The following is a 24,635-nucleotide window of genomic DNA, read 5'->3' as shown; positions in this document are numbered from 1 at the left end:
TCACTCCTTCGTCCGGAACGCTCGGAACTGCACGATGCTGAGCAGGGCGATCGCGACGAAGAGCACGTAGCTGGCCGCCGACGCCGTCCCGTAGTTCCCGAACCCGAACTGGTTGAAGGTGAAGTAGCTGATCGACAGCGTGGAGTCGAGCGGGCCACCCTTCGTCATGACGAAGGGCTCCTCGAAGAACTGCAGGTAGCCGACCGAGAGCAGGACGGCGCCGAGCAGGAGCGTGGGGCGGAGCATCGGCAGCGTCACGCGCAGGAAGCGCTGCCACGCACCGGCGCCGTCGACCTCGGCGGCCTCCATGACCTCCCGCGGGATGCCCTGCAGACCCGCGAGGAAGATGATCATGAGCGTGCCCATGTTGCGCCACACGGCCATCAGGATCATCGATGGCATGGACCAGGCGGTGTCACCCAGCCAGTCGGGGCCCGTGATGCCGATCGACGCGAGCAGCGTGTTGAGCAGCCCGTCGGGCTGCAGGATGAACCGCCACACGACGGCGACCGCGACGATGCTCGTGACGACCGGGGCGTAGAACCCCACCCGGAAGACCGTGCGGAACCGGGTGATCGCGCCGTTGAGCGCGACCGCGAGGACCAGCGCCACGGCCATGGTCAGCGGTATCCCGACGCCGACGAAGTACAGCGTGTTCAGCATCGAGCGGAGGAACTGCTCGTTCTGGAACAGTGCCGTGTACTGGTCGAGCCCGACGAACGCCACCGCGAAGGGCGTGGGGATGTCGGTGCTGCGGAAGTCGGTGAACGACATCCCCAGCGAGCTGATCAGGGGGAAGACCATGAAGATCGCGAAGCTCGCGATGAACGGCAGGGAGAACAGGTAGGCGATGACCGCGGTCCGCCGCCGCCGCACCGCGGCCGGCCCGCGTCCCCGGTCGCGCACGGGCGCGACCGGGGACGCCGGCCGGGTCAGGACAGTCATTGGCCGGTGCCCAGGGAGTCGGCGGTCGACTGGAGCTCCGCCAGCGCGTCCTCGACGTCCTTGCCACCACGGAAGATCTGCTCGACCTGGGTGTCCGCGGCGGCGGACACCTGGGTCCAGGAGACCAGGGTGGGTGCGATCTTCACGCTCTGCAGCTGTTCGCCGAAGACCGCGACGCGCGGGTCGGCGGTCAGGGCCTCGTCGTCCCACGCCGACTGCTGGGCGGGCAGGTCGTTGACCGCCTCGAACCACCTGGCCTGGACGTCCGGCTCGCTGAGCCACTGGATGAGCTTCCAGGCGGCGTCGGGGTTCTCGGCGTCCTCGAACACCCCGAGGTTGGCACCCGCCGCGAACGACGTCGAGGTGCCGTCCGGCCCGGCGGGAACGGTTGCGACGCCGAACTTGTCCTCGAACCCCTCGCCGCCTGCCAGCTCGAGCCCCGGGATGTCCCAGGGGCCGCTGAGGAACATCGGCACGGCGCCGCTGACCAGGTCGGCCGACGCCGAGCCGGACTCGGTGTCGGGGCTCTTGTCCGCGAGCCCTTCCTCGAAGAACGAGTTCAGGTACGACAGCGACTCGACCATCTCGGGGCTGTCCAGCGTCCACTCGGTCTGGTCCTCGTTCATCACCTCCGCGCCGTTCGACCAGGCGAAGGGAAGGCCGCCGAGGAAGGAGTTCCACCCGCCGGACGGCAGGGAGATGCCGAACTCCGCCCCGGTGTCCTCCTGGTACGCGCGCGCCAGGTCCTTCAGGCCCTCCCAGTCGGCCGGGAACTCGTCGAACCCCGCTTCTTGGAGCAGGTCGGTCCGGTAGAAGATGACGCGGGTCTCGACGTACCACGGCACGGCGTAGCGGGCATCGTCGAACTGCGTGGACTCGACCGCGAACGGGAACACGTCAGAGGTGTCGATGTCGTCGGGCACGGGGGTCAGGGCCGACCGGAAACCAGGCATCCAGTCGCTGCCGAGCATCCCGATGTCCGGCGTGGTGCCGCCGGCGATCGCGGTCTGGTACTTGTTCTGCGCCGAGTCCCACGGGACGGCGGTGACCTCGACCTGGACGTCGGGGTTCGCCTCCTCGAACGGCTTGACGAAGTCCTGGAGCGCCTCACCCTCCGTGCCCTGGGCCCAGACGGTGACGGTGCCGGTCGCGGGGCCGTCGCTCAGCTCGGTGGCCGCGGCGCCACCCGTCTGCTCGGGGCTCTCGGCCCGCCCGCAGCCGGAGACGAGGAGGGCGGAGGCGGCTGCGACGGCGAACGCAGCCTGAAGTCTGTGTCGGATCATCGTTGTTCCTTCATCGGGTCGGTGCGGCTGACGTGTGCGCGCGGCATTGCGAGCAGGTCCGTCGAGTAAGAATCTAAGCGCTTAGATTTCTGAGCGCAAGAGGCTGAGGAGCAACCGATCGTGGTGTCAGTGCGTGCCGCAGCTGCTGCCGACGAAGAGCGAGCAGGTCAGCGGGAGTGCTGGGCCCGCGTCGTCCCGGCCGTCGATCGCGCCGGCCAGGATCTCGACGGCGACCCGCCCGACCTGCTCCATGGGCTGCAGCACGGTGGTCAGCACCGGTGTCGCGAGGCGTCCGGCGAGGATGCCGTCGAAGCCCGTCACGGCGACGTCGTCCGGCACGCGCAGCCCGGCCGTCCGCAGGGCGACGATCGCCGCGAGCGCCGACTGGTCCGTGTCGCAGACGATGGCGTCGGGCAGCTGGGGAAGCGCGAGGATCTCGGCGACAGCGCGGAGCGTGGAGGCGTCGTCGCCCGCGTGGGCGGGTACGACGTCCGGCACGGTGATGCCGCCGGCGCCCAGCGCCCGTTCGAAGCCGCGGCGTCGAGCCTTGAACTCCTCGGTGCCGAGCTCGCCCACGTAGGCGAACCGCTGGTGGCCGTGCTGCTCGACGAGGTGACGAGCCAGGTCGAACATGCCGCTCTCGTTGTCGACGAGGACGGTGCGGGCGTCGTCACGCTCCAGACCGCCGAGCTCGACGACGGGGATGCGCGCGGTGACCTGACGGCGCGCGCCGTCCGTCAGGGCCCCGGCGAACGCGATGAGCCCGTCCACCCGGCCGGCCACCTCGATGACGTGCGGCAGGTGGTCGGAGGCTCGGTTCCCGCCGAGCATGAGCGCGTAGCCGCGGCGTCGGCACTCGATCTGCACGCCACGCTGGACCTCGTCGGCGTAGAGCGGGAACAGGCGACCGTCCGGGGCCGGGGTCCGGGTGTCCGTGGCGGGCTTGTCGTGGTCGGGATCGAGCAGGTAGTCGTAGGAGTAGATGCCGATGGCGCCCGTCCTGCCGCGCGCCAGGCCGCGTGCGCTCGCGCTGGGCACGTAGCCGAGCTGGTCGGCTGCGGCCATGACGTTCCGGAGCGTCTCCGCCTTGACCTTGTCGGGTCGCGTGAAGGCGAACGAGACGGTCGCGATGGAGACTCCGGCGAGCTCTGCGACGTCGTAGACCGTCACCTTGCGCACGATGCTCCTCCTCGGGATAGAACCCGCATCCGGGTAGGGCGATCGTGCCACGAAGCGGGCGGCCCCGGAGGCGAGTGGCTCTCATCCGCGTCAGCCTGAGGGTGTCTGGATCCGGCTCCCGTGACCTCGGGGGCCGAGGAGAGAAGGGAAAGCTGATGAGCTCAGGGGACAAGGCACAGAACGCAGCGGAGAGAGGCCTCGGGAAGGCGAAGGAAGCTCTGGGTAATGCCAGCGACGACGAGGATCTCGCCGCCGAGGGCAAGTCCGACCAGGCCAAGGCTGACGTCAAGGACGCCGGCGAGAACGTCAAGGACGCGGCGGGCGACGTCAAGGACGCCTTCAAGAGGTAGAACCACCCTCCCGCGCGCGGCCTGCGGAACCGGCACCCGTGCCGGTTCCGCAGGCCGCACGCTGGTCCCGGTCCTCGCCGTCCGACCCGCGCGCGGACCGGCACGGGAACATCGGTACCGGAAGTGCTGTGACATCCGGGCGTGCCGTGCGTCTGAGCTGCATGACGCAGACGACAGGTACCGTGACGCCGTCCACCACCGACATGCAGCGGGCCTCGGTGCCCTTTCCCGGAGGGGGCGCCGGCGTCGGCGCCCTGGTAGCGCTCGACATCGACGGCACGCTGTCGCCCGGCGGCATGACCGTCCCCGCCGCGACCGTCGAAGCGGTCCAGGACGTGCGGCGCTCGGGGCACCACGTGGTGCTCGCCTCGGGCCGGTCCCTCGTGGGTGTGCTGCCCGTCGCCCGGCGGCTCGGCATCGACCAGGGCTGGGTCGTCGCGTCCAACGGCGCGGTCGTCGCTCGCGTCGGGGACGCCCTGCCCGGCGGCTACCGGCTCGAGAAGATGTACGCCTTCGACGTCGAGCCGGTGATCCGCCTTGCCCGCGCCGCCCTTCCCGCCGTCCAGGTCGGCGTCGAGGAGATCGGCTGGGGCTACCGGGTCGACCGGCTCTTCGACCGGAGACTCGTGAACGGGGAGCAGCGCAGGGTCCCGGACACGGAGCTCTGGAACGTGCCCGCCTCGCGGGTCGTCCTCCGGGCACAGGGTGTCCTCGACCTGGTGGAGCCGCTGCGTGCGCTCGGGGTCACGCCGACGCCGGCCGGTCAGGACTGGCTGGACGTCACGCCCGGCGGCGTGAGCAAGGCGACGGGGCTCGAACGGATCCGGCAGCGCGTCGGGGTGGACCCCCGGTGGACGCTGGCCGTGGGGGACGGGGTCAACGACCTGGACATGATCGCCTGGGCGGCACGCGGCGTCGCGATGGGCCACGCCCCGGCCACCGTCGTCGACGCCGCGGACGAGGTCACCGGGACGCTCGAGGAGCACGGCGTCGTCACGGTCCTGCGCACGCTGACGTCGCAGGACCGCTCACCTCGCTGACCCGCTCACCCCGCTGACGCGCGCGGGCGTCATGAGGGCTGGGGCTGCTCCCCGTACGACCCGGCGAGGTCGGCCACGTCGTGGGCGTACGACACCGACTGGTTGTAGGCCGACAGCGCGGCCGTCCAGCCGTCGTCGGTGCTGACGTCGCCACCGCTCTCGCACAGGTAGTGGGCGGCGGACAGGGCCGCGTCGTCGATCTGGTGCGGGTCGGCCTCGCCGTCGAGGTTGCCGTCCTCGGCGTAGTCCGCCCAGGTGGTCGGGATGAACTGCATCGGTCCGACGGCGCGGTCCCATTCCCGGTCCTCGTCGAGCTCACCGTCGTCGGTGTCGGCGATGGCCTTGACTCCCTCGCTGCCGTCCAGGGGGATGCCGATGATCGACGGGCTGACCATCCCCTCGGCGTCGGCCTGTGCCCCGAGGTAGGTGCCGTGGATCGACTCGACCGCGCCGATACCTGCCAGTGTGTTCCACCCGATGCCGCACTCCGGCTCGGTCTGTGCCAGCCGGAGTGCGGCGCCGGCATAGGCCGCCAGGGCGCGGCGCGGGATCTCCGTGCGCGCGGCGGTGTTGCGCAGCCAGCCGGTGTGGGCCAGGTCCGCGAGGGGAACCTCGGCGGTGGGCTCCCGTCCGGCCGGTGCGGCCTGGGGGAGCTGCTGCTGCGGGGCGGGCGGGTACTCGAGCTCCTGCGGCCACTCGACCTCGCTCGGGCCCTCGCCCGAGCCGCAGCCGGTCAGCAGCAGCACGGCCGCGAACGCGGCGGTCCAGGTTCTAGCTCTCACGTTCTTGCTCTCACAGTGATGCGTCTCCGAGGTCTGGGGAACCAGCGAGCGGACGTGGCGCCCCCCGCTGGTGCTCGCCGCGCTGCCCTCGAAGGTTAAGGCAGTCCGGGGCGTGATCCGACATACCGCGACAAGACCTCCCACACATCTACGCGACGCGGCGTCCTCGTCGAAGGTGCTGCTGAGCTTCGACGAGGACGCCGGTCAGCGGCCGTGGACCAGGTCGTGGCCCATGGGGGTGCGCATGTGCAGCACGCTGGTGGCCCGGAGCGGAGCGGTCAGGCGCGCGCGACGGCGATGTTGGTGTTCCCGCGCTGTCCGGCCTCGTAGAACATGTAGAGGCGGCCACCCTCCTCGGCGAAGCTCGGAGCCGCTGCCCGGGTCGCGACCGGCTCGGTGTACAGGACGCCGAGGTGGTTCTCGCGGTCGAAGCTCGTGCCCACGTGGGCCACGTGGATCGCGCCGCTGCCCGAGTGGTAGACCACGTGGCCGCCGCCGTTGCGGGACCAGTAGTGCGCGCCGGAGAGCTGGCCGCCCTCGCCCGCCGCCGGCGAGATCAGCGGTTCTGGCTTGAACTGCCAGCCCGAGGCCGGCTGGTGCGACCACCCGATGAAGATCTTCCGGGTCCCCGCCTGGTTGCCCATGAACAGCATGATGTACATGCCGGGCCGTGCCGGGTGCGGGAAGACCCGTGCGTAGGAGGCCTCGGTGACGTCTCCGGGCAGCATCCCGGTCGTGAGCACGGTGCCGCCGTACGAGAAGCTACGCCCGTCGGTCGAGGTCGCGACCCGGGTGGTGGTGTTCTCCCCGTGGAAGTACAGGTAGATCCTGGCGTCCGCGGCGTTCCAGACCGCGTGCGGGCTCGAGACGTGGCTCACCGAGTAGTGCGGCGACCAGGTGCGGGAGATGATCGGGTTGCCCGGGTGCTCCCGCCACGGGCCGGCGAGGGAGTCGGCGTACGCCAGGCAGATCCCGCCGGGCGCGTCGTGCGGGGCGTAGTACATGTACCAGGCGCCCAAGGGGTTCGGCACCCGCCCGGCGACGTGCAGGATGGCCGGGAAGATGAGCTCGTTCGTGGGGTTGTAGGCGAGCGTCGACTTGTCCAGGGCCGCGCCCAGGCGGGTGAACGTGGGGAAGCCCGGCACCGCGGCACGGGCGGGCGCGGCCACGCCCAGGGCGGCGGCCGAGCCGAGCACGGTCGCGCCCAGGAGCAGGGTGCGCCGGTCCAGCACGGGCTCTCGGTCTGATTCCACAGTGACTCCAGTCCGGCCCGCACGGCCGCCACCGGGCTCCGGTGCGCGACGGCGTGAGAGTGCCGCGCCGGGCCAATCGGGATCGAATCTGTGGCCACCGGCGTACCGCGGTCAAGACGATGATGGGGATCTTCAGCAGTCGCCCACCTCGAGGTGCTGGGAACCGGTGCTGCCCCCGACCGCGATCTGCTGCTCGGCATGAGCCGGTCAGCAGCAGATCGCGGCCTGGAGCGGTTTAGTCCGTCACGGCGTCAGGTACGGCGTCCTCGTCCGACCAGACCCATGATCAGGCTGGCCACGAGGACGATTGCGCCGATCCAGATGAGGAACTGGCCGATCTCGGTGGCGACACCCAGAATCACGAGAGCCACGCCGACCAGGATGAGAATGAGCCACGATGGCATGTCGATCTCCTTCCTCGTCACGGCACATTGTCGTGCCGTGCTGTCTTCGACACTGCCCCTGTTCCCGGTTACTCGCATCTCGGGCATATTCGGCATCCCCGGCTGCGCGTCGCAGGCCAGTACGCGGCCCCGGCCCGGGCGGCGTCAGACCGACGACGGCGCCGGCGTCGGACCGTGGTGACCGCCCGCCGGAGGTGCACCCCAGCGGTACCGCAGGGAGACCATCCGCAGGGCGAACACCAGCGCGGCGATCGCCGTCCCGGTGCCGACGCCGAACCAGTCGGCCCAGGACGTGAGGCTGGTCAGCGCGGCCCCGATCAGTGCGGGGATGGCGTAGAGGCCGCGGGCGCGGAAGATCTGGGGCACGTCGTTGGCGACGACGTCGCGGATGACGCCTCCGCCCACGGCGGTGACCACGCCGAGGATCGCGGACGCCGTCGGGTTCATGCCCGCGCCGAGGGCCACGAGCGTGCCGGTGACGGAGAAGAGCGCCATGCCCGCGGCGTCGAACGTGAGCAGGAGGTCGTGGAAGCGCTGCACGGCGTGGGCGAAGAAGTACACGACGACCGCCGCGACGACGGGCGGCACGAGGTAGATCGGCGAGTCGAACGCGCGCGGCACGCCGACGTCGAGGATCACGTCCCGCAGGATGCCCCCGCCGAGGCCGACGCAGGTACCCAGCAGGAGCGAGCCGATGATGTCGAACTCGCGCCGGACGGCGAGCAGCGAACCCGACACGGCGAAGAAGAAGACGCCCAGAAGATCCAGGACGAGCGAGGTCCACGCCACGTAGGGCTCCTTTCCGCGGGATGCGTGTGCCACGCAACCTTAGGTCCGGACCTGTCCGTCGCCGATCCCGGCGCGCTCAGGCGTCCCAGGCCTCGGTGAACTCGGCCAGGTCGATCTTGCCGTCCTCGTCGTGGTCGGCCTTGCCGAAGATCTGCTCGAGGTCCTTGTCGGAGGTCTCCTCGCCCCGGGTGGCCATGGCCTGGCGGAACTCGTCGGCGGTGATGCGGCCGTCGCCGTCGCCGTCGAACTCCACGAACGTGCGGCTGAGCTCGTCGTTGGTGGTCATGGGCAATACCTCCGCGATGTCGGAAACAAGTCGGGATGTATGCAACCACAGATCGGTTGGGCGGTGGCGCCCGAAAAGAGGCTCCTGTCCGCTACGGTGCGGCGTGCGACTTGCCGACGTCCGGAGGGCCAGACCATGAGGTTGTACGCGGTAGCACCAGCCCGGTGCGCCCGTCAGGTGCTCGGTGACCTGATGCTGCTCGCCTGGATCGCGGGCTGGGCCTGGGCCGGGCGCGAGACGCACGACGCGACCCTGACCCTCGGACGGCCGGGCCGGACGACGGCGTCGGCGGCTGACGAGATGGCCGGCCGGTTCCAAGACGTCGAGGGTCGGATCGGCGGCATCCCGGGTGTGGGGGACGACCTGGCCGCACCCTTCCGCGGTGCCGCGGACGCGGCGCAGAGCCTGGCCGCCGCGGGCCGGGCGCAGGCCGAGACGGTGGCCGACATCGCGCTGCTGGTCGGGATCGCGGTGTTCCTGATCCCCGTGCTGCTGATCGCCGTGCTGTACGTGCCGTTCCGCGTCCGGTTCATCCGCCGGGCGAGCGCCGCCCGGCGGTTCGCCGGCGGCGATCCGCAGCTGCTGGCGCTGCGCGCCCTGGCGAACCAGCCGCTGCGTGCGCTGACCCGGATCTCCGACGACCCGGTGGGCGCATGGCGCGACGGCGACCCGGCAGCGGTGCGCAGGCTGGCGGACCTGGAGCTGCGGGCCCTCGGCCTGAAACGCTGAGCGCCGGATCCGGGGTCAGTCCCGCTGCTGCGCCGCCCCCGCCAGCAGACCGGCCAGCTCCGCCGGACGCGTGAACATCGGCCAGTGACCCGAGTCCAGGTCGACCAGGTCGACATGCTTGGTCCGCGCGAGCTCCGGCACGTCGCCGGCGTCGATCCACTGCCTCGCCTGCTCGGCAGTGAACTCCGGGCAGACGACGGTCACCGGCACGTCGAACCGACGCTCGTCGGTCAGGCGCACCACGCCCCGGGCCACTCCTTCGGGGACCGCGGCCGCCCGTGCCGCGAAGGCGCTGCGCGCGGCCTCGTCGAGGTCCGCTGAGTCCGGCCCCTCGAAGGGGCCCCAGCCCGGGAACGGCATGACGCCGTCGGTGATCTCGAACAGGTCGGCGTAGAGCTTGCCGTCGTCCCACGGGAAGCCGCCGACCAGCACCACGCCGGCCACCTGCTCCGGTCGCGCGTCGGCGGCGAGCCAGGCCAGGGTGCAGGCAGCCGAGTGGCCGACGACCAGAGGGCGCCCGGATCCGGATTCCGCCGCCGAGTCCACCGCCGCGAGCACCGCCGCGACCTGGTCGTCCAGCGTCGCCGACGTCGAACCGTCGCCCTGGCCGGGGAGCGCGACCGGCACGGCGCGGTGGCCGAGCGCTTCGAGCTCCGGGACCACGTCGTCCCAGGCGGACGCGTCGAGCCAGAGGCCTCCGATGAGCAGGATGTCCATGTTTCTCTCCCGTGGTGAGTGCGGCAGGATGCCGGTGAGCACCACGTTAGAGCCAGTTCCGGACGTTCTACTTCCGGATTGATGCCCGGGTCGAGAGCCGATGAGTTTTTCGCGTCGGGTCGTCAGACCTGGCAGAGAGCCGCGCATCCGCGTGGCCACCACGGCCCAGGGAGAGAGCCCTTCATGAGCACCATCGTCGCCACGCACTTCGTCTCGCTCGACGGCAAGGTCGACCCGACCGGGGGAGACCCTGAGCTGCACGACACGGAGTGGACCTTCAAGACGGTCGCCCCCGCGCAGGAGATGTACGAGCTCAAGTCGCGCGAGCAGGAAGAGGCGGGTGCTCTGCTGCTGGGCCGCGCCAGCTACCAGATGTTCGCGCCGGTCTGGCCCGAGATGGCGGAATTCGTGCGCTACAACTCGCTGCCCAAGTACGTCGTCTCCACGACGCTCGCCGAGGACGACCTGGTCGACAGCTGGGGCGAGACGACCATCCTGCGCTCGCTGGACGACGTCGCGAAGCTCAAGGACTCCGACGTCGGCGAGATCCAGGTGCACGGCAGCGTCTCCCTCACCCGGGCGCTCGGCGACGCGGGCCTCATCGACGCGTACCACCTGCTCGTCTTCCCGGTGCTGCTGGGCCAGGGCAAGCCGCTGTTCAGCGACACCGACAAGGCGGCCCAGTCGCTCCGCCTCGTCGAGCACGAGGCGTACAAGAACGGGGTCCAGAAGCAGATCTTCGACGTGGTGCGCTGACCGTCCGCGCACCCACCCGGCCTCTCCTGGCACCCACAGGACTGGTCGGGACAGACGTCGGGCCGGCCCGCACGTGCGGACCGGCCCGGTCGTACGGACGGCAGCGCCGACCGGCCCGAGCAGCTTGGCCCGGGCCGGCCGGTACCTGTCAGCTCACGTCGCCGCGCCAGGCGCCCGTCTCGGTGCCGCGTGACTCGATGAACTCCTTGAACCGTTCGAGGTCACCCTGGACGCGCCGGTCGTCGAAGTTCAGCGCACTGCCCACCTTTTCGGCGGCGGTGTCGGGCTCCCAGTCGAGCTGCACGGTGACCCGGGTCTGGTCGGCCTGGAGCTTGTGGAACGTGACGACTCCGGCCTGGTCCGGCCCGGTCCTGCTCGCCCACGCCACACGCTCGTCCGGATGCTGCTCGGTGATCTCGGCGTCGAACTCCCGCTCGACCCCGCCCACCTTCGTCTTCCAGTGCGTGTGGGTCGGATCGAGCTGGCGGATCTCCTCGACGCCCTCCATGAACCGCGGGAACTCCTCGAACTGCGTCCACTGGTTGTAGACCGTACGGACGGGGACGTCCACGTCGATCGACTTCGTGATGCTCGCCACGAGGTTCTCCTTTCGTCGGGTGTTCTCACCGTGACCTGGACGAGACTCACTCGCACTCGCGCCGGGAATCGGCCGTAGCCTGCACGTGTGCCCTCCGAGATCAGTCCCACCGCACGGGCGCTCCGTGCGCTGGAGGTCCTGCAGACCCGCCCCGGCACGACGGCGGGCGAGCTCGCCGACCGACTGGGCGTCACGGAGCGGGCCGCGCGTCGGTACATCGAGATCTTGCGCGAAGCAGGCATCCCCGTCTCGTCGGCCCGTGGGCCGCACGGCGGCTACCGGCTCGGGCGAGGGACCCGGCTTCCCCCGGTCACGTTCACCCAGACCGAGGCGCTGGGCCTGGTGATGGCCGTGCTCGACAGCCACCCCGACGCCGACGGTGACGACCTGGTCGACACGGCGCTCGGCAAGGTGATCCGGGCGCTGCCCGAGGACGTCGGCCGGCAGGCCGCCCTGCTGCGGGAGCACGCGTCCGCCGCACCCGACCGGCACGCGGCCCGTCCCGACTCCGCGGTCACCAGCGACCTCGTCGCGGCCATCGCCGCCCGACGGCGGGTGCTGGTCACCTATCGGGGCGAGTCCGGCAGCGAGTGGGTCGCCGAGGTGGACCCGTGGGCCGTCGTCGTGCGCTACGGGCGGTGGTACCTCCTGTGCCACTCCCACCGCGCCGGCGCCACCCGCACCTACCGCGTCGACCGGGTCCGCGCGGTGGAGCACACCAGCCAGGCGTTCGCGCCGCCCGCCGACCTCGAACCCGTGACCGCGCTCGAGGAGCACCTGGGCACCGGCTGGCAGTTCACCACCCGCGTCGTGTTCGACGCCCCGCTCGCCGACGTCGCCCCGTGGGTCGGGGCGCAGATGGGACGGCTCGAGGCGGCCGGTGCCGGGTGCGTGCTCGTCGGCAGCACGCGGAACCCGGCGATGTACGCGCAGGAGTGGCTGGCGAGCGTGCCCTACCCGTTCCGGGTCGAGGGCGGGCCGGAGCTCCAGGAGGCGGTCAGGACGCTCGCGGAGCGGCTCTTCGCGGCGGTCCGGGACGCTTGATCACCCGCTTGTTCGGCGGGTTCCGGTCGAGGCTCCTGAGCGGCTGTGGAAACATGCCGACATGACCGCACAACGCGTCTGCATCATCTGGAACCCGTCCAAGACGACCCGGCAGGAGCTCGAGTCCGGGCTGGCCCGTGCGATCTCCGCGGCCGGGCCGGACACCGAGGTCCTGTGGTTCGCGACGAGCGAGGACGACGCGGGCCAGGGCGTCACGGCGCAGGCGCTCGCGACGCGCGCCGACGTGGTGGTGGTCGCGGGCGGTGACGGGACGGTGCGGGCCGTCGCCGAACGCCTCGCCGAGGCCGATACCGAGACCGAGCTGGCGATCGTTCCGCTCGGCACCGGGAACCTCCTCGCCCGGAACCTCGAGGTGCCCCTCGGCGACGTCGCGGCCGCGTTCACGCGGGCGCTCACTGGGGAGGCGCGGGCTCTCGACGTGGGATGGCTCGAGATCGACCTCGCCGGCGGGCCCGAGCGCCATGCGTTCGCGGTCCTGGCCGGGTTCGGCCTCGACGCGCACATGATCACCGAGACCGATGACGACCTCAAGGACAAGGTCGGCTGGCTGGCCTACGTGGAGTCGATGGGACGGGCGCTCGCCGCCAGCGACCCGCTCGAGGTCCGGATCACCGCGGACGGTCAGCCGCACGACGGGCACCGCGTGCACACGCTGCTGGCAGGCAACTGCGGCACGCTGCAGGGCGGCTTCAACCTCCTGCCCGACGCCGATCCCGGTGACGGGGAGCTCGACCTGCTCCTGCTGAGCGCCGATGGTGCGGCCGGGTGGATCGACACCATGCGGAACATGGTGTGGGACAACGGCATCAAGCGCCTCGCGAAGCGCGGCAAGGTGGCCGAGAGCAGCGAGAGCGCCACACACCTGCGGGTGCGGAGCCTGCGGCTGGAGCTGGAGGAGCCGCGGGTGTTCGAGATCGACGGCGAGGACCTCGGTGCGGCCACCCGGGTCTCGATCACCGTCCAGGCGAGCGCCGTACGGGTCCGCTGAGCGCGGCGCTGCCGACCGGACAGGGCCCGCGCGTTGCGCGGGCCAGTAGGCCGTACATGCCCCAGGATGGTCGCGAAGGCTGGTACGACGCGAAGGCCAGATACCGACAGCACGGGAGGCACCAAGATGTCGCGCAAGAAGCACACCGACCACGCGGAGAAGGCGGCGCACGGCGGCGGTGGCCTGAAGAAGTTCCTGACGCTCGTGGCGCTCGCGCTGACCGCCGCGGCTGTCGTCAAGGAGCTGCGCAAGCCCGAGGCGGAGCGCACGTGGCACGGCAAGATCGCCTCGGTGGTCCCGTACGAGCTGCGCGTCCCGACCCTGGCGCGCGCCCGTGAGAGGCTGTGGGACCCCGAGGCCGAGAACGTCGTGGGACCGCGGGTCTTCGGTGTGGGCTGGACCGTGAACATGGGCAAGGTGACCGCGATGGTGCGGGAGAAGATCGGGGTCTGAGCCGTCGGCCACGGTCGGTCGTGGTCGGTCGCCGTCAGCCGCGGAGCGCCGTCGCCTCCTGGTCGCCGACGAGGAACGGGCGCAGCAGGCCGGGGACGGCGGCGTCAGCCAGGGCGAGGCCGTCAGCCTCACCCGCGTCGCGGACGGTGTAGGCGCCGGAGCCCGCGGCGGTGGTGGCGACGACGGTGACGAGCCCGGCCCGCCGCTGGAACCACGACCGGCGAACGGTCCAGCCGACGATGCCGCGCCGCTGGAGCGCCACCGTGGCGCGGCGGACCGTGCCGCTGCGCGCGACCAGGTAGCCGCCCGCGGGGCCGCCGGTGCCCACGGGGCTGCCGGTGAGCGTGTGGCCGAGCGCCCGGTAGGCGTCGAGGGCCAGCAGCACCGCCACGGGGACGAGCACCAGTGCGCTGATCCAGGCCGCATGGAGCAGCACCGGCGTCAGCAGCACGCCGAGCAGGACCACGACGGCCTCGGTCACGAGCACCGTGGCGAGCGCCCAGCGCAGCCGGCGCCCGCGGGCGGCCACGGGGTGCGGGGTGAGCACTGCCGCCGTCGGCGAGGCGACCGGCTCGCGGAGCACCTTCGCGGCCACCTGGTCTGCCAGCTGTTTGGGCGCGGTGGGCAGGAGCGTCCGGCTCTCTGCCTTGTCCTCCTCGCCCGTCGCGAGCCCGGTGGCGACGGCGTCGACCCGTGCTCCGCCGGCCAGGCGAGCGGCGAGCGGCTCGACGACCTCCAGGCCGCGGAGCCGGGACTCCTCGAGCGAGATCGACCGGGTGGTCAGCAGCCCGCGCCGCACGTGCAGCGTGCCGTCGGCCTGGCGGTCCAGGGTGTGGTTCCACCAGGCCTCGACCCAGAGCGCCACCGTGGCCACGCCGCCGACGACGATCAGGCCGACGGCCAGCGCGAGGGACACGAGCAGCACCGGCGCGAGGCCGAACCACGAACCGACGGTGCCGATGACGCGCTCCTGCATCCCGAACCACTCGGCCACCTGGAGCGTGCCGCCGGCCGCGGCGGCGCCGAGCGCCGGGGTCAGGAAGGACAACGGGGCGAACCGGATCCACCCGGGGTCGAACCGGGCCAGCGCCCCGTCGCCCGCCTCCGCGCCGCCGGGCCGCGCGGCGTGCGCGAGGAGGGTGGCGCGCAGCGCTTCGGCGGACGCCCGGCGCACCGGCCAGAGCGTGACGGTGCCCTCGGCGCCGGCATGCTCGCCGGTGCCCACCCGCACCGTCACCGCGCCGAGCACCCGGAGGACCGGGTCCGCGGTGAGGTCGACGGAACGGATCCGCTCCCTGCGGAGGGCGAGGCGCTTGCGGAACACGACGCCGGTGTGCACGTGGAACCGTTCGGCGTCCACGCGGTAACGGGTGACGCGCCACATCCACTCGCCCGACGCGGCCCCGACGGCGGTGACGACCACGAAGGCGGGCAGCACCCAGGCCAGCGCGACTCCGACCGAGGTGCCCACGGTCACCCAGTACGCGGTGATGAGCGCGGCTCCGGCGGCGGGCAGGGCGGTGTAGGTACCGCCCGCCAGGAAGGCCCGGCGGTCCAACCGCTCCCAGGTCAGGTCGTCGGCGCTCAGGTCGCGTCCTCGGGTGTGGCCTGGGTGGCGGCGGTGAGGTCGGCCGAGAGGGTCGCCGCCGTCTCGGCGTCGAGCCCCTCGACCTTCACCGCACCCTTGGCGGACGCCGTCGTCACCGTCAGCGTGGCCAGCCCGAAGCGCTGCTCCAGCGGCCCGCGGACCGTGTCGACGGTCTGGATCCGTGACAGCGGCGCGACCCGCCACTCCTGGAAGAACCACCCGGTGCGCGTGTAGACGGCCTCGTCGGTGACCTCCCAGCGGTGGTGACGGAACCACAGCCGGGGGAGGGCGACGGTGGCGAGCACCCCCAGGGCCGCCAGGATGCCGGCGGGGACGAGCAGCCACAGGCGGGCGGGAGGGATCAGGAGGCCCAGCACGCCGAGGGTCACAACGGGCACCGCGATCCAGAGCCCGAGCTGCACCGACCACCAGCCGACGGCTCGGGGGTCCACGGCGTGCCGTGGCGGGCGGAGGCGGAGGGGCGGACTCTCGTCGATCGTCGGCGTGGTCACGGCACCATCGTCCCAACCGGCTCCCGCGGCGGCAACGCCTTTCGAGGTGGCCCGAACCCGATGAGTCCTGCGGCCCCCGCCGGTCTCTCCTGCACCGGGTCCCGCACGGGGATCTTGGTCCCAGGAGGAGCGACCACATGGACATGATCGACGGCACCACGGCGTCAGGCCTCGACGTCCGGCGCCCGGGCGACGCCGGGTTCGACGAGGCGCGCACGGTGTGGAACGCGATGGTGGACCACCGGCCGGCGCTGGTGGTCCGCTGCCGGCGGGCCGACGACGTCGTGGCGGCGCTGGCGCTGGCGCGGCGCGAGGACCTGGAGGTCGGTGTCCGCTGCGGTGGCCACAGCGTCGTCGGGCACGGGGTTCCCGACGGCGGGCTGATGATCGACCTCACGCCGATGGGCGAGGTCCGCGTCGATCCGGGGGGTAGGCGGGCGTGGGTGCAGGGCGGCGCGCTGCTGGGTGCGCTCGACGCCGCCACCCAGCCGCACGGCCTGGCCACGACGGCGGGCAACGTGTCGCACACCGGCGTCGGCGGGCTCACTCTGGGCGGCGGGATGGGCTGGCTGGCCCGGCAGTGCGGCCTGGCCTGCGACAACGTCGTCTCGTACCAGGTGGTCACGGCCGCCGGCGAGGTGGTCCGCGCCTCGGCCGACGAGCGGCCCGAGCTGTTCTGGGCGCTGCGGGGCGGCGGCGGGAACTTCGGCGTGGTGACCGAGTTCGAGTTCCGGCTGCACGACGTCGGCACCCGTGCGCTCGGCGTCGAGCTCGACCTTCCCGTCGGGGGAGCGGCGCCGGTCGTAGCCCGGTGGCGCGACCTCGCGGTCCGGGCTCCGCGCGCGGCCACCTACACCGCTGGTGTGCACGACGGCGTGGTGACGCTCGGCTTCGTGTGGGTCGGCGACCCGCGTGCCGGCCGGGCCCACGCGGCGGAGTTCGAGGCAGGACTGGAAGCAGGGCTCGATGCGCCGGGCGCCCCGGTGGCCCGCCGGATCGAGGAGCTGTCCTACCTGGACCTCCAGACCCGGGAGGACAGCACGGCGGGACATGCCGTGCGGCGCTACTGGAAGGGGCACTACCTCCGCGACCTGTCCGCCGGCGCGATCGAGGCACTGCTCGCCACCGAGCCCGGCGCGCGTGCGGGCCTCCAGGCCTACGGCGGCGCCATCGCCGACGTGCCCGACGGCGACGCCGCGTTCAGCCAGCGGGACACCCGCTTCGAGTACGTGGCGGCCACCGGCTGGACCGACGCGGCCGAGGACGCGGCGCGCATCGCCGCGACCCGGGCGAGCGCGGCACGCGTCGCCCCGTTCGCCAGCGGCGTCTACGTCAACGTGCTGGGCAACGACGGCGCTGCCGGCGTCGGGCGGGCCTATCCGCCTCAGAAGCTGGCCAGGCTCGCCGCGGTCAAGGCCCTCTACGACCCGGACAACGTCTTCCACCTGAACCAGAACATCCCGCCGGCGGCCACGACGCCGGCGCGCTGAGGCGTACGCCCCGGGGGGCGGGCGTCACTCCTCGCCGAACGAGCCCGCGAACTCCTCGATCGCGCTGACCACCTCGTCGAGGATGGCCAGGTTCTCCGCCCGGTCGCCCGGCACCTCCAGGCTGTGGTCGGCGTTCTCCACCTCGAGGACGTCGGCCTCGGAGCCGTCCGCGAGCTCGCCGTCCCACAGGGGGTCGGCGGTGCCGCCCACCAGCAGGTGGTCCTCGTCCAGGTCGGCGGCCGTCTCCCGTACGTCCGGCGCCTGCTCGCTCGTGAGCACCGGGGTGAGCCACACACCCGGCAGGCCGAGGCGGACCGCCATCGGCATCGCGAGCGTGCCGAGGGACTTGGCCACCACCAGGTGCAGCGCGTCGCCGCCGGGTGCGTCGCCGCCGTCGAGCAGCTCCGCGTACGCCTCGCGGGCCGAGCCGAAGGACGGCCTGGCCGCCCACTCGAGGGTGCGGACCGTCCAGCCCAGGTCACGCAGCGCGCTGCGGGTGTACCAGAGCAGGGGGCCCATGGCGGTGTAGCCGCTCCCGGGCAGGACCGTGACGACGCGGGCCGGGTCGGCTTCGGTGACGTGCAGGTCGTAGGCGGTCACACCAACATCATGGCAGGACCGGGGCGAGAACCGCTTCTCGTGCGAGTGCATCCGCCCGGGCACACGATGATCCCGAGCCGGCCGTCGAGCGATGCCGGCAGCCCGCACGGAGGAGGATCACCATGTCCGCGTCACGTCAGCGCCCTGCGTACTCGCCTCGCTCCACCGGTCGTGCACCCGGCCATGGACCGGGCCGCGCCGCCGGTTCTGTCGCGACCGGGATGCTGCTCGTGCTCCTCGGTGCGACAGGCTGCGCCTCCGGCATCGGTGCAGAGGACGGGGCAGGGGCCGACGTCGACTTCGGGGCGTCGCCGTCGCCCGGCGGCACGCTCCAGGTGATGGGGTTCGGGACCGGTGACGAGATCGGCGAGGTGCGGCACGAGCGCGCGGTCGAGGCGCTCGGCATCGACGTCAAGCTGTCCGAGGGCGAGCTCGACCCGCAGGCGTTCCTGTCCGCCGCGGCGGCGGGCAACCCGCCCGACCTGGTCTACGCGGAGCGCGACCAGATCGGTACGTTCGCGTCGCGCGGTGCGATCCTGCCGCTGTCGGCGTGCGTCGAGGAGCAGGGGATCGACACCGACGCGTTCGTCGACCCGGCGCTCGCGGAGGTGTCCTTCGGCGACGAGCTCTACGGAGTCCCCGAGTTCAACATGGTGCAGATCACCATGGCCAACGCCGACCTCCTCGCGGACGCGGGCCTGAGCCTCGCCGACGTCGACGGGTCGGACCCGGACGCCGTCCTGGACGCCACCGAGGCCATGACACGGCGCGAGGGCGGCAAGCTGTCCGTCATCGGCGTCGACTCCAAGCTGCCCGAGTTCCTGCCGCTGTGGGCCAAGGGCCGGGGTGCGGACCTCCTGTCCGAGGACGGCCGGACCGCTCAGCTGGACGACCCCGCTGTGGTGGAGGCGCTCGAGGACGCGGTAGCCGTCTACGACGCCCAGGGCGGCTTCGCCCGGGTCAAGACCTTCCGCGACTCGGCGGACTTCTTCGGCGCGGGCAACCAGTTCGCCACCGGGCAGCTCGGCGCCATGGCGATGGAGCAGTGGTACGTCAACGTCCTGGGCGAGAGCTCACCGGACGCCCCGCTGGCGTTCGGTCCGGTCAAGGGGCCGGACGGCGAGGTGCACGCCTTCGCGACCGGCTCGGCCTGGGCGATCCCCGTCGGTGCGAAGGACCCGGCCGCCGCCTGCGCGTACGCGGCCCGCATGACCGAGACCGAGGCCTGGACCGAGGCCGCGCAGGCCCGGGCGGACGCGCGCGAGGCCGACGGGCTGGTGTTCACCGGCGTCCTGACCGGCAACGAGGAGGCGGACCAACAGATCCGCGACACCCTGGTCCCGGCCGACCCGCCCGCGCCGTGGGGCGACGCCATCGACGCGATGTACGAGGCCAACGACCACACGTTCGCCCTCCCGGCCAACCCTGCCGGCGCCGAGTTCGAGACCGCCTGGCAGGACGCCGCCAACCGCGTGCTCAACGGTCAGCAGGAGCCCGCGGAAGCCCTCGCCCAGGCGCAGGAGGAAGCACAGTCCGCGCTCGACGAGGCGTGGGCCACGTGGGACGAGAAGCAGTGACCGTCGCGCGTCCCAGCGCTCGCGCCCGCCGCGAGCGCAACGCCGGCCTGGCCTTCATCAGCCCCTGGATCTTCGGGTTCCTCGTCTTCACCGCCTGGCCGATCATCTACAGCGCCTACCTGTCCCTGACCGACTACGACGTGCTGACCGACCCGTCGTTCGTCGGCCTGGAGAACTACGAGCGCATGGTCCAGGACCCGCAGGTGAGCCTCGCGCTCTGGAACACGCTGCAGTACACGCTGCTCCAGGTGCCGCTGTACGTGCTCGTCGCTCTCGCGCTCGCCCTCCTGCTGCACCAGGCCGGCCGCGCCTCCGGGTTCTTCCGCACGGCGTTCTTCGTGCCGAAGATGACGCCGCCCGTCGCCGTCGGCGTGCTCCTGCTCCTGCTGTTCAACGGCGAGTACGGCCTCGTCAACGAGGCGCTCGGCGCCCTCGGCATCGACGGGCCGAGCTGGACCACCGACCCCGACTGGATCAAACCGGGCCTCGCGCTCGTGAGCCTCTGGTCCGTCGGCGCCGCCGTCGTCATCCTGCTCGCCGCGCTGCAGGACGTGCCCGTCGAGCTGTACGACGCCGCCCGCGTCGACGGCGCGGGCTGGTGGCGCCGGACCCGCACGGTCACGCTGCCCATGATCAGCGGCGCCCTCTTCTTCGTCACGGTGGTCAACACCATCGCCGCGTTCCAGATGTTCACCGAGGCGTACTCGGCCTACTTCGGCGCCGGCAACTCCACCTACGCGAACGACGCCGCCCTGTTCTACGTGATCTACCTGTTCCGCGAGGGCTTCGCCGAGCTGCACATGGGGTACGCCTCGGCGCTGGCCTGGCTCCTGTTCGTCGTGATCATGCTGGTCACCGCTGTGCAGCTCCTCGTATCACGCAGACTCGTCTACTACGAGGGGGAGCAGCGATGACCGCCGCCACCCGGCGCAGGCGCTGGGTGCGCGTCCCGGTCCTCGTCGCCCTGGTCGCGCTCACCGTCGTCTTCGTCTACCCGCTGGTGTGGCTGCTGTCGGCGTCGCTCAAGCCGCGCGCCGAGATCTTCGACAACCGGCTGATACCCCGGCACCCCACGTTCGAGAACTACCTCACCGTGTGGGAGTCCGCACCCCTCGGGCTCTGGCTGGGCAACACGCTCGTGGTGACGGCGCTCGCGGCCACCACCGTGACGGTCTCCAGCGCGCTGGTCGCGTGGGGCTTCGCCCACTACCGGTTCCGCGGGCGCGGACCGTTGTTCGGGCTGGTGCTCGCGACGATGATGCTGCCGGGCGCGGTCACGCTCATCCCCACCTACCTGATCTGGCACCAGCTCGGGTTCGTGGGCACCAACGTGCCGCTGTGGGCGCAGAACCTGTTCGCGAGCGCGTTCTACGTGTTCCTGCTGCGGCAGTTCTTCCTGAGCCTGCCGCGCGAGCCGTTCGAGGCGGCCAGGCTCGACGGCGCGAGCGAGTGGAAGCTGTTCTGGCTGGTGGCGGTGCCGCTGTGCCGCCCGGCGCTGGTGCTGACGTTCCTCTTCGAGGCGCAGGCCTCCTGGACCGACCTGATGCGCCCGCTGGTGTACCTGCAGGACACGGCGACCTTCACCGTGCCGCGCGGTCTCAAGGCGGTGATCGATCAGTTCGGCCCCGGCGGCGAGTCGCAGTGGGAGGTGGTGGTCACGGCGTCGGTCATCACGACCGTGCCGATGATCCTCCTGTTCTTCGCGGGTCAGCGGTACTTCGTGCAGGGGATCGCGACGACGGGGTCGAAGGGCTGATCCCGGGACGTTCCCGCCGGGGGCGTCCCGATAGGGTCGTCCGGTAGGGCAGAGGGGACAGGGACACCCAGCGGACGGGGAGGTCGGGACGATGGTCGTGGTGGAGCGGGGCGACGTGCTCGGCGAGGATTACCGGCGGCGCATCACCGAGGTCTACGTGCGCAGCTTTGCGCAGGACTTCGTCGCCTTCTCGCGGGACACCGACAAGCTGGCCGACGCCTTCGAGCGCATGCTGCTGCTCGACCGGTTCTACATCGCGCTCGTGGACGGGGAGCCCGCAGGTCTCGCCTCCCTCACCGAGGGTGACCAGAAGCTGTTCGCGCCACGCTGGCGCGAGCTCCGGCGCCACCTCGGCCTGGTGCGCGGGCTGCTGAGCTACCTGGTGATCCGAAGCTGGTTCATGAGCGCCTCGTCCGACGCGCGGCCGGGCCGTGCCGAGATCGGGTTCGTCGCCACGGAACCGGCCTACCAGGGCCAGGGCGTGGCGACCGCGTTGCTGCGGCACCTGCTGGCCCGACCGGGATATCGCGAGTTCGTGCTCGAGGACATCAAGGACACCAACGAGGTCGCCCTCGGCCTCTACGCCAAGCTGGGCTTCACGGTGTACGAGCGGCGGAAGGTGCGCTTCGCGCGCCGCGTCGGGTTCACCGAGCTGCTGTCGATGAGACTTGTGGGGGAACCCCCGGCGTAGGGCTCAGCCCACTGCCCGGCGAGCGGATCCTTCAGCGGGTGCGGTTCGCCGCCAGGATCTCCTCCTGGTACGGCGCGACGACGTCCCCGGAGACCCGGCAGTCGAGCAGCAGGAAGCGGCGGTCGGCGACGGGCTCGGCGGTCCACCGCGCCACCCGGTCCAGGTCGGCGATGGAGCGCACGACGACGCCCTCCGCGCCGACCGCCGCCGCCAGTGCCGCGAAGTCGGTCTCGGGGATGAGCATCGGCTCCTTCGTGATGCCCTGCCGCCCGTACACGTGCACCTCGGCGCCGTAGGCGGCGTCGTTCCAGACGACGGCGATGCCGCGGCCGCCGGCGGTGCGCACCGCGGTCTCGAGGTCGGCCAGCGCCATGAGCGCGCCGCCGTCGCCGGTGGTCAGCACGACGGCGTCATGGGGGCGGGCCGCGGCGGCGCCGGCGACGCTGGGGAAGCCGAGCCCGATGGACTGGTAGGCGGTGCCGACCATCACCATGCGGTCGGGGGAGGCGACCGGCCAGTACATGTTGGCCCAGCCGATGAAGTGCCCGCCGTCGGACACGACCACGCGCTCGGCGGGCAGCAGGTCGGCGAGCCGGTGTGCCACGGTGCGCGGGTCGAGGCGCCCGTCGGGCGCGATCCCGTCGGCAGGTCCGGTGTCGTAGCGGCGGGCCGCGGCGACGTCCACCGTCTCGCGCCAGCCGGACGGCTTGGCGCCCAGCGTGTGCAGCTCGTCCAGCAGGATGCGGCTCACGAGCGTGGCGTCGCCCCGCACGAAGCCCCCGACGTGCCGGTGCGTCGCGGCGGGCGCGGTGTCGACCTGGACCACGTGCGTGCCCGGCGCGAACAGGTCGCCGAACCGCATGGTGAACTGGTTGAGCGACGCCCCGAGCACGACGGCGACGTCGGCCTCGCGCACCAGCTCCATCGCACGTTCGGCGCCGAAGCCGCCCGCGACGCCGAGGTCGTACCGACCGTCGGGGAAGACGCCGCGGCCCAGCGCGGTGGTCGCCGTCAGCGCCCCCGTGGCCTCCGCGAGCTCCCCGAGCGCCGCTCCCGCCCCTGCCAGCCAGGCGCCGCGGCCGGCGAGCAGCAAGGGCCGCTCGGCGGTGGCGAGGTGCTTGGCGAGGTCGGTGATGGCGGCGGCGTCGAACGGCCCGGCCGGGGCCATCGGCCGGGGGAGCGAGGGCTCCGGCGCGTCCGGGACCGGGCCGGCCTCCAGCGCGGCGACGTCGTAGGGGATTGCCAGCACCACGGGCACGCGGTAGGTCAGGGAGTGCTCGATGGCGATGACGCTGGTGGCCGCGGCGTCCGCGCGGCCGACGGTATAGGTGCGGGCGCCGACGGCGGCGGCGAGCGCTATCTGGTCGACGTCCCAGGGGCGCGGGCCCGACGTCGGCTCGTCGCCCGCCAGCAGCACGAGGGGCACGCGGGCCGCCGCCGCCTCGGCGAGCGCCGTGAGCGCGTTGGTGAAGCCGGCCCCGTAGGTCGCGGTGGCGGCGGCGATGCGGCCCGACGCGCGGAAGTGGGCGTCGGCGGCGACCACGCCGCCGGCCTCGTGGCGGACGGCGGTGAAGCGCGCGGTCGTCGAGCGCTCCAGGGCGTCGAGGAACCAGGCGTTGCCGTTGCCCATGACACCGAAGACATGGTCGACGTGGCGGGCGACGGTACGGGCGACGTGTGCGGAAACGGTGGGCACGAGGGCCTCCAGGGAAACAGTGACGGATGAGTGGTGCGGTCCGTATGTGTCCCGTGCGGGCCAGGCGCCTGGCCCGCCGCGCGCCCCTTTTTCGAGCGCAGGCGGTGGTGTGGGTGCTGTCCGCCTTGACGTCTCGGAGTATATCGCCGGCGGACGTGGACGACCGTCTGCCGTGAGCGAATCTGCTGGTGCGGGGAATGTTCGCTCGGCACGCTGTGCCCATGATGACCGCCGACCGCGCTGAAAGCCTCCGTCGAGCCGAGAGGCGCCTGCAGGCCGCCCAGCTCGCGTCCGACGTCGACGCCCTGGATGGTCTGATCGACGACGCGGCTCCGTTCACAGGGCCGGACGGGAGCGTCCTGTCCAAACAGGACGACCTGCATGCGCACGCATCCGGCTATCAGGTGATGAGTCGCGTCGCTGAAGAAGACCTCAGAGTGTTGGTGACCGCCAGCACCGGGGTCACGTTGTTCCTTGGCACTCTCGAGGGCACCTTCGGCGGTGAGCGTCTGGCTGCCCGGATGCGCTACACCCGGACCTGGACACACGACGACCGAGCAGGGTGGAAGGTCATCGCAGCGCATGCCACGTTCGTCGCCGAAGGCGTCACCCCGGCCGAGCAGTAGTCCGCTCCCACCGGTAGGGCTCCCATCGCCGGACCTTGTTGCGAAGAAAGGCTTTGCGAAGCCCAGGTCCCGGTGCTGGGGCGGCACGGTGACCGATCACGACGACGCGATGGCTGTCCGCCCGTTGACCTGGCCTGGGTGGGCCGGCACCTGGAGGCCGGTGAACGGGTCGGCCGAGCGGAGGTGCTGTGCGGCGGCACCACTGCCGAGGTGCGGCGGATGACGCTCCGGACGCGGGGCGGGGGCAGCCGAGACCTCGTGCTGCGGACCTTCGTCGGCGTGGAGCAGGCCGAGGACTGGCTGGACGGGGAGGCGGGCGCCATGACTCTGCTGCTTGGCACGGGTGTGCCGGCGCCCGAGCTGGTAGCGGCTGAGCCGAGGGCCGCGCGGTGCGAGTTTCCGTCGTTCCTCATGACGCACCTGGCCGGCAGGGCAGTCCTGGACGACGGCGGTCTGAAGGAGCGCATCCCGCTGCTGGCTGG

General features: G+C 72.1%; 27 protein-coding genes and 1 pseudogene. 14 read left to right on the top strand and 14 right to left on the bottom strand.

Going from position 1 to position 24,635, the window contains the following annotated elements; genetic code table 11:
* The 3 genes from LUU90_RS24660 to LUU90_RS24650 form a co-directional block, all read right to left on the bottom strand.
* The gene (locus LUU90_RS24660; protein WP_275006789.1) at positions 1-945 is read right to left on the bottom strand and encodes a carbohydrate ABC transporter permease; all 945 of its coding nucleotides are present in this window, start codon (positions 943-945) and stop codon (positions 1-3) included.
* Positions 942-2,228: a sugar ABC transporter substrate-binding protein gene (locus tag LUU90_RS24655; protein WP_275006787.1), complete on the bottom strand. Its 1,287-nt coding sequence runs from the start codon at positions 2,226-2,228 to the stop codon at positions 942-944. Before LUU90_RS24655 ends, LUU90_RS24660 begins: the two co-directional genes overlap by 4 nt.
* Positions 2,229-2,354: 126 nt before the next feature.
* Entirely contained in the window at positions 2,355-3,407 is a 1,053-nt protein-coding gene (locus LUU90_RS24650; protein WP_275006785.1) for a LacI family DNA-binding transcriptional regulator, read from the bottom strand.
* A 155-nt stretch (positions 3,408-3,562) separates the two neighbouring features.
* Between LUU90_RS24650 and LUU90_RS24645 the strand changes: the two genes are divergently transcribed.
* Both LUU90_RS24645 and LUU90_RS24640 read left to right on the top strand, forming a co-directional pair.
* Positions 3,563-3,757 carry a CsbD family protein gene (locus LUU90_RS24645; RefSeq protein WP_275006784.1) on the top strand — a complete coding sequence of 65 codons (195 nt, stop codon included), beginning with the start codon at positions 3,563-3,565 and terminating at the stop codon, positions 3,755-3,757.
* Between the two features lie 161 nt (positions 3,758-3,918).
* Positions 3,919-4,797 (top strand): HAD family hydrolase, encoded by an 879-nt coding sequence (locus LUU90_RS24640; RefSeq protein WP_275006782.1) that lies wholly within the window; start codon positions 3,919-3,921, stop codon positions 4,795-4,797.
* A gap of 29 nt (positions 4,798-4,826) precedes the next feature.
* On the opposite strand, the gene LUU90_RS24635 is transcribed toward LUU90_RS24640, so the two are convergent.
* The 5 genes from LUU90_RS24635 to LUU90_RS24615 form a co-directional block, all read right to left on the bottom strand.
* Positions 4,827-5,579, bottom strand: a complete 753-nt coding sequence (locus LUU90_RS24635) for a lytic transglycosylase domain-containing protein (RefSeq protein ID WP_275006780.1) — start codon at positions 5,577-5,579, stop codon at positions 4,827-4,829.
* Positions 5,580-5,857: 278 nt separating this feature from the next.
* The gene (locus LUU90_RS24630; protein ID WP_275006778.1) at positions 5,858-6,832 is read right to left on the bottom strand and encodes a hypothetical protein; all 975 of its coding nucleotides are present in this window, start codon (positions 6,830-6,832) and stop codon (positions 5,858-5,860) included.
* Positions 6,833-7,083: 251 nt separating this feature from the next.
* Positions 7,084-7,236, bottom strand: coding sequence for a hypothetical protein (locus tag LUU90_RS24625; protein ID WP_275006776.1), 153 nt, complete (start codon positions 7,234-7,236; stop codon positions 7,084-7,086).
* Between the two features lie 144 nt (positions 7,237-7,380).
* Positions 7,381-8,025: a trimeric intracellular cation channel family protein gene (locus tag LUU90_RS24620; protein ID WP_275006775.1), complete on the bottom strand. Its 645-nt coding sequence runs from the start codon at positions 8,023-8,025 to the stop codon at positions 7,381-7,383.
* Between the two features lie 76 nt (positions 8,026-8,101).
* A complete protein-coding gene (locus LUU90_RS24615; protein WP_275006773.1) occupies positions 8,102-8,311 on the bottom strand; it encodes an EF-hand domain-containing protein in 210 nt (69 codons plus the stop codon).
* 135 nt (positions 8,312-8,446) lie between these two features.
* Between LUU90_RS24615 and LUU90_RS24610 the strand changes: the two genes are divergently transcribed.
* On the top strand, positions 8,447-9,040 hold the full coding sequence (locus tag LUU90_RS24610; protein ID WP_275006772.1) for a hypothetical protein: 594 nt from the start codon (positions 8,447-8,449) through the stop codon (positions 9,038-9,040).
* A gap of 15 nt (positions 9,041-9,055) precedes the next feature.
* Here the strand turns inward: LUU90_RS24610 and LUU90_RS24605 are convergent, their stop codons facing one another.
* Entirely contained in the window at positions 9,056-9,757 is a 702-nt protein-coding gene (locus tag LUU90_RS24605; RefSeq protein WP_275006770.1) for an alpha/beta fold hydrolase, read from the bottom strand.
* A 183-nt stretch (positions 9,758-9,940) separates the two neighbouring features.
* Here LUU90_RS24605 and LUU90_RS24600 point away from each other — a divergent pair, with 183 nt between their 5' ends.
* Positions 9,941-10,513, top strand: a complete 573-nt coding sequence (locus LUU90_RS24600; RefSeq protein WP_275006769.1) for a dihydrofolate reductase family protein — start codon at positions 9,941-9,943, stop codon at positions 10,511-10,513.
* Between the two features lie 148 nt (positions 10,514-10,661).
* Here LUU90_RS24600 and LUU90_RS24595 read toward each other — a convergent pair whose 3' ends face one another.
* Positions 10,662-11,111, bottom strand: coding sequence for an SRPBCC family protein (locus LUU90_RS24595; protein WP_275006768.1), 450 nt, complete (start codon positions 11,109-11,111; stop codon positions 10,662-10,664).
* A gap of 87 nt (positions 11,112-11,198) precedes the next feature.
* Here LUU90_RS24595 and LUU90_RS24590 point away from each other — a divergent pair, with 87 nt between their 5' ends.
* The 3 genes from LUU90_RS24590 (at position 11,199) to LUU90_RS24580 (ending at position 13,617) form a co-directional block, all read left to right on the top strand.
* On the top strand, positions 11,199-12,155 hold the full coding sequence (locus LUU90_RS24590; protein ID WP_275006767.1) for a helix-turn-helix transcriptional regulator: 957 nt from the start codon (positions 11,199-11,201) through the stop codon (positions 12,153-12,155).
* A 61-nt stretch (positions 12,156-12,216) separates the two neighbouring features.
* Positions 12,217-13,164 carry a diacylglycerol/lipid kinase family protein gene (locus LUU90_RS24585; protein ID WP_275006765.1) on the top strand — a complete coding sequence of 316 codons (948 nt, stop codon included), beginning with the start codon at positions 12,217-12,219 and terminating at the stop codon, positions 13,162-13,164.
* Between the two features lie 126 nt (positions 13,165-13,290).
* On the top strand, positions 13,291-13,617 hold the full coding sequence (locus LUU90_RS24580) for a DUF5808 domain-containing protein (protein WP_275006764.1): 327 nt from the start codon (positions 13,291-13,293) through the stop codon (positions 13,615-13,617).
* A 34-nt stretch (positions 13,618-13,651) separates the two neighbouring features.
* On the opposite strand, the gene LUU90_RS24575 is transcribed toward LUU90_RS24580, so the two are convergent.
* A complete protein-coding gene (locus LUU90_RS24575) occupies positions 13,652-15,175 on the bottom strand; it encodes a PH domain-containing protein (protein WP_275006763.1) in 1,524 nt (507 codons plus the stop codon).
* A 26-nt stretch (positions 15,176-15,201) separates the two neighbouring features.
* Positions 15,202-15,717 carry a PH domain-containing protein gene (locus LUU90_RS24570; protein ID WP_275006761.1) on the bottom strand — a complete coding sequence of 172 codons (516 nt, stop codon included), beginning with the start codon at positions 15,715-15,717 and terminating at the stop codon, positions 15,202-15,204.
* 137 nt (positions 15,718-15,854) lie between these two features.
* On the opposite strand from LUU90_RS24570, the gene LUU90_RS24565 reads away from it, so the two are divergent.
* Positions 15,855-17,207 carry an FAD-binding oxidoreductase gene (locus LUU90_RS24565; RefSeq protein ID WP_275006760.1) on the top strand — a complete coding sequence of 451 codons (1,353 nt, stop codon included), beginning with the start codon at positions 15,855-15,857 and terminating at the stop codon, positions 17,205-17,207.
* A 24-nt stretch (positions 17,208-17,231) separates the two neighbouring features.
* Here LUU90_RS24565 and LUU90_RS24560 read toward each other — a convergent pair whose 3' ends face one another.
* Positions 17,232-17,807, bottom strand: coding sequence for a hypothetical protein (locus LUU90_RS24560; RefSeq protein WP_275006758.1), 576 nt, complete (start codon positions 17,805-17,807; stop codon positions 17,232-17,234).
* A 122-nt stretch (positions 17,808-17,929) separates the two neighbouring features.
* Between LUU90_RS24560 and LUU90_RS24555 the strand changes: the two genes are divergently transcribed.
* The 4 genes from LUU90_RS24555 (at position 17,930) to LUU90_RS24540 (ending at position 21,831) form a co-directional block, all read left to right on the top strand.
* Entirely contained in the window at positions 17,930-19,384 is a 1,455-nt protein-coding gene (locus LUU90_RS24555; RefSeq protein WP_275006757.1) for an extracellular solute-binding protein, read from the top strand.
* Positions 19,366-20,298 (top strand): carbohydrate ABC transporter permease, encoded by a 933-nt coding sequence (locus LUU90_RS24550; RefSeq protein ID WP_275006756.1) that lies wholly within the window; start codon positions 19,366-19,368, stop codon positions 20,296-20,298. The genes LUU90_RS24555 and LUU90_RS24550 overlap by 19 nt, the downstream gene beginning before the upstream one ends.
* Positions 20,295-21,140, top strand: coding sequence for a carbohydrate ABC transporter permease (locus tag LUU90_RS24545; RefSeq protein WP_275006755.1), 846 nt, complete (start codon positions 20,295-20,297; stop codon positions 21,138-21,140). The genes LUU90_RS24550 and LUU90_RS24545 overlap by 4 nt, the downstream gene beginning before the upstream one ends.
* Before the next feature lie 91 nt (positions 21,141-21,231).
* Positions 21,232-21,831, top strand: coding sequence for a GNAT family N-acetyltransferase (locus LUU90_RS24540; protein ID WP_275006753.1), 600 nt, complete (start codon positions 21,232-21,234; stop codon positions 21,829-21,831).
* A gap of 31 nt (positions 21,832-21,862) precedes the next feature.
* Here the strand turns inward: LUU90_RS24540 and LUU90_RS24535 are convergent, their stop codons facing one another.
* Entirely contained in the window at positions 21,863-23,527 is a 1,665-nt protein-coding gene (locus LUU90_RS24535) for a thiamine pyrophosphate-binding protein (protein WP_275006752.1), read from the bottom strand.
* 221 nt (positions 23,528-23,748) lie between these two features.
* On the opposite strand from LUU90_RS24535, the gene LUU90_RS24530 reads away from it, so the two are divergent.
* Together LUU90_RS24530 and LUU90_RS26525 are read left to right on the top strand one after the other, a co-directional pair.
* Positions 23,749-24,153: a nuclear transport factor 2 family protein gene (locus LUU90_RS24530; RefSeq protein ID WP_275006750.1), complete on the top strand. Its 405-nt coding sequence runs from the start codon at positions 23,749-23,751 to the stop codon at positions 24,151-24,153.
* 219 nt (positions 24,154-24,372) lie between these two features.
* Positions 24,373-24,633, top strand: a pseudogene (locus LUU90_RS26525) (hypothetical protein); the annotation flags it as partial.
* Positions 24,634-24,635 lie beyond the last annotated feature (2 nt).

The organism is Promicromonospora iranensis (assembly GCF_028994775.1).
Classification (GTDB): Bacteria; Actinomycetota; Actinomycetes; order Actinomycetales; family Cellulomonadaceae; genus Promicromonospora; species Promicromonospora iranensis_A.
Note: the sequence above shows the minus strand (reverse complement) of the source record. Positions and strands in the feature narration are given on the sequence as shown.

Bases quoted from the DNA above. Each gene is read 5' to 3' on its own strand.
- LUU90_RS24580 (WP_275006764.1), top strand. From the start codon at position 13,291: ATGTCGCGCAAGAAGCACACCGACCACGCGGAGAAGGCGGCGCACGGC.
- LUU90_RS24600 (WP_275006769.1), top strand. From the start codon at position 9,941: ATGAGCACCATCGTCGCCACGCACTTCGTCTCGCTCGACGGCAAGGTC.
- LUU90_RS24640 (WP_275006782.1), top strand. From the start codon at position 3,919: ATGACGCAGACGACAGGTACCGTGACGCCGTCCACCACCGACATGCAG.
- LUU90_RS24655 (WP_275006787.1), bottom strand. From the start codon at position 2,228: ATGATCCGACACAGACTTCAGGCTGCGTTCGCCGTCGCAGCCGCCTCC.
- LUU90_RS24625 (WP_275006776.1), bottom strand. From the start codon at position 7,236: ATGCCATCGTGGCTCATTCTCATCCTGGTCGGCGTGGCTCTCGTGATT.
- LUU90_RS24545 (WP_275006755.1), top strand. From the start codon at position 20,295: ATGACCGCCGCCACCCGGCGCAGGCGCTGGGTGCGCGTCCCGGTCCTC.
- LUU90_RS24530 (WP_275006750.1), top strand. From the start codon at position 23,749: ATGATGACCGCCGACCGCGCTGAAAGCCTCCGTCGAGCCGAGAGGCGC.
- LUU90_RS24610 (WP_275006772.1), top strand. From the start codon at position 8,447: ATGAGGTTGTACGCGGTAGCACCAGCCCGGTGCGCCCGTCAGGTGCTC.
- LUU90_RS24615 (WP_275006773.1), bottom strand. From the start codon at position 8,311: ATGACCACCAACGACGAGCTCAGCCGCACGTTCGTGGAGTTCGACGGC.
- LUU90_RS24555 (WP_275006757.1), top strand. From the start codon at position 17,930: ATGTCCGCGTCACGTCAGCGCCCTGCGTACTCGCCTCGCTCCACCGGT.
- LUU90_RS24585 (WP_275006765.1), top strand. From the start codon at position 12,217: ATGACCGCACAACGCGTCTGCATCATCTGGAACCCGTCCAAGACGACC.
- LUU90_RS24540 (WP_275006753.1), top strand. From the start codon at position 21,232: ATGGTCGTGGTGGAGCGGGGCGACGTGCTCGGCGAGGATTACCGGCGG.
- LUU90_RS24660 (WP_275006789.1), bottom strand. From the start codon at position 945: ATGACTGTCCTGACCCGGCCGGCGTCCCCGGTCGCGCCCGTGCGCGAC.
- LUU90_RS24565 (WP_275006760.1), top strand. From the start codon at position 15,855: ATGGACATGATCGACGGCACCACGGCGTCAGGCCTCGACGTCCGGCGC.
- LUU90_RS24605 (WP_275006770.1), bottom strand. From the start codon at position 9,757: ATGGACATCCTGCTCATCGGAGGCCTCTGGCTCGACGCGTCCGCCTGG.
- LUU90_RS24645 (WP_275006784.1), top strand. From the start codon at position 3,563: ATGAGCTCAGGGGACAAGGCACAGAACGCAGCGGAGAGAGGCCTCGGG.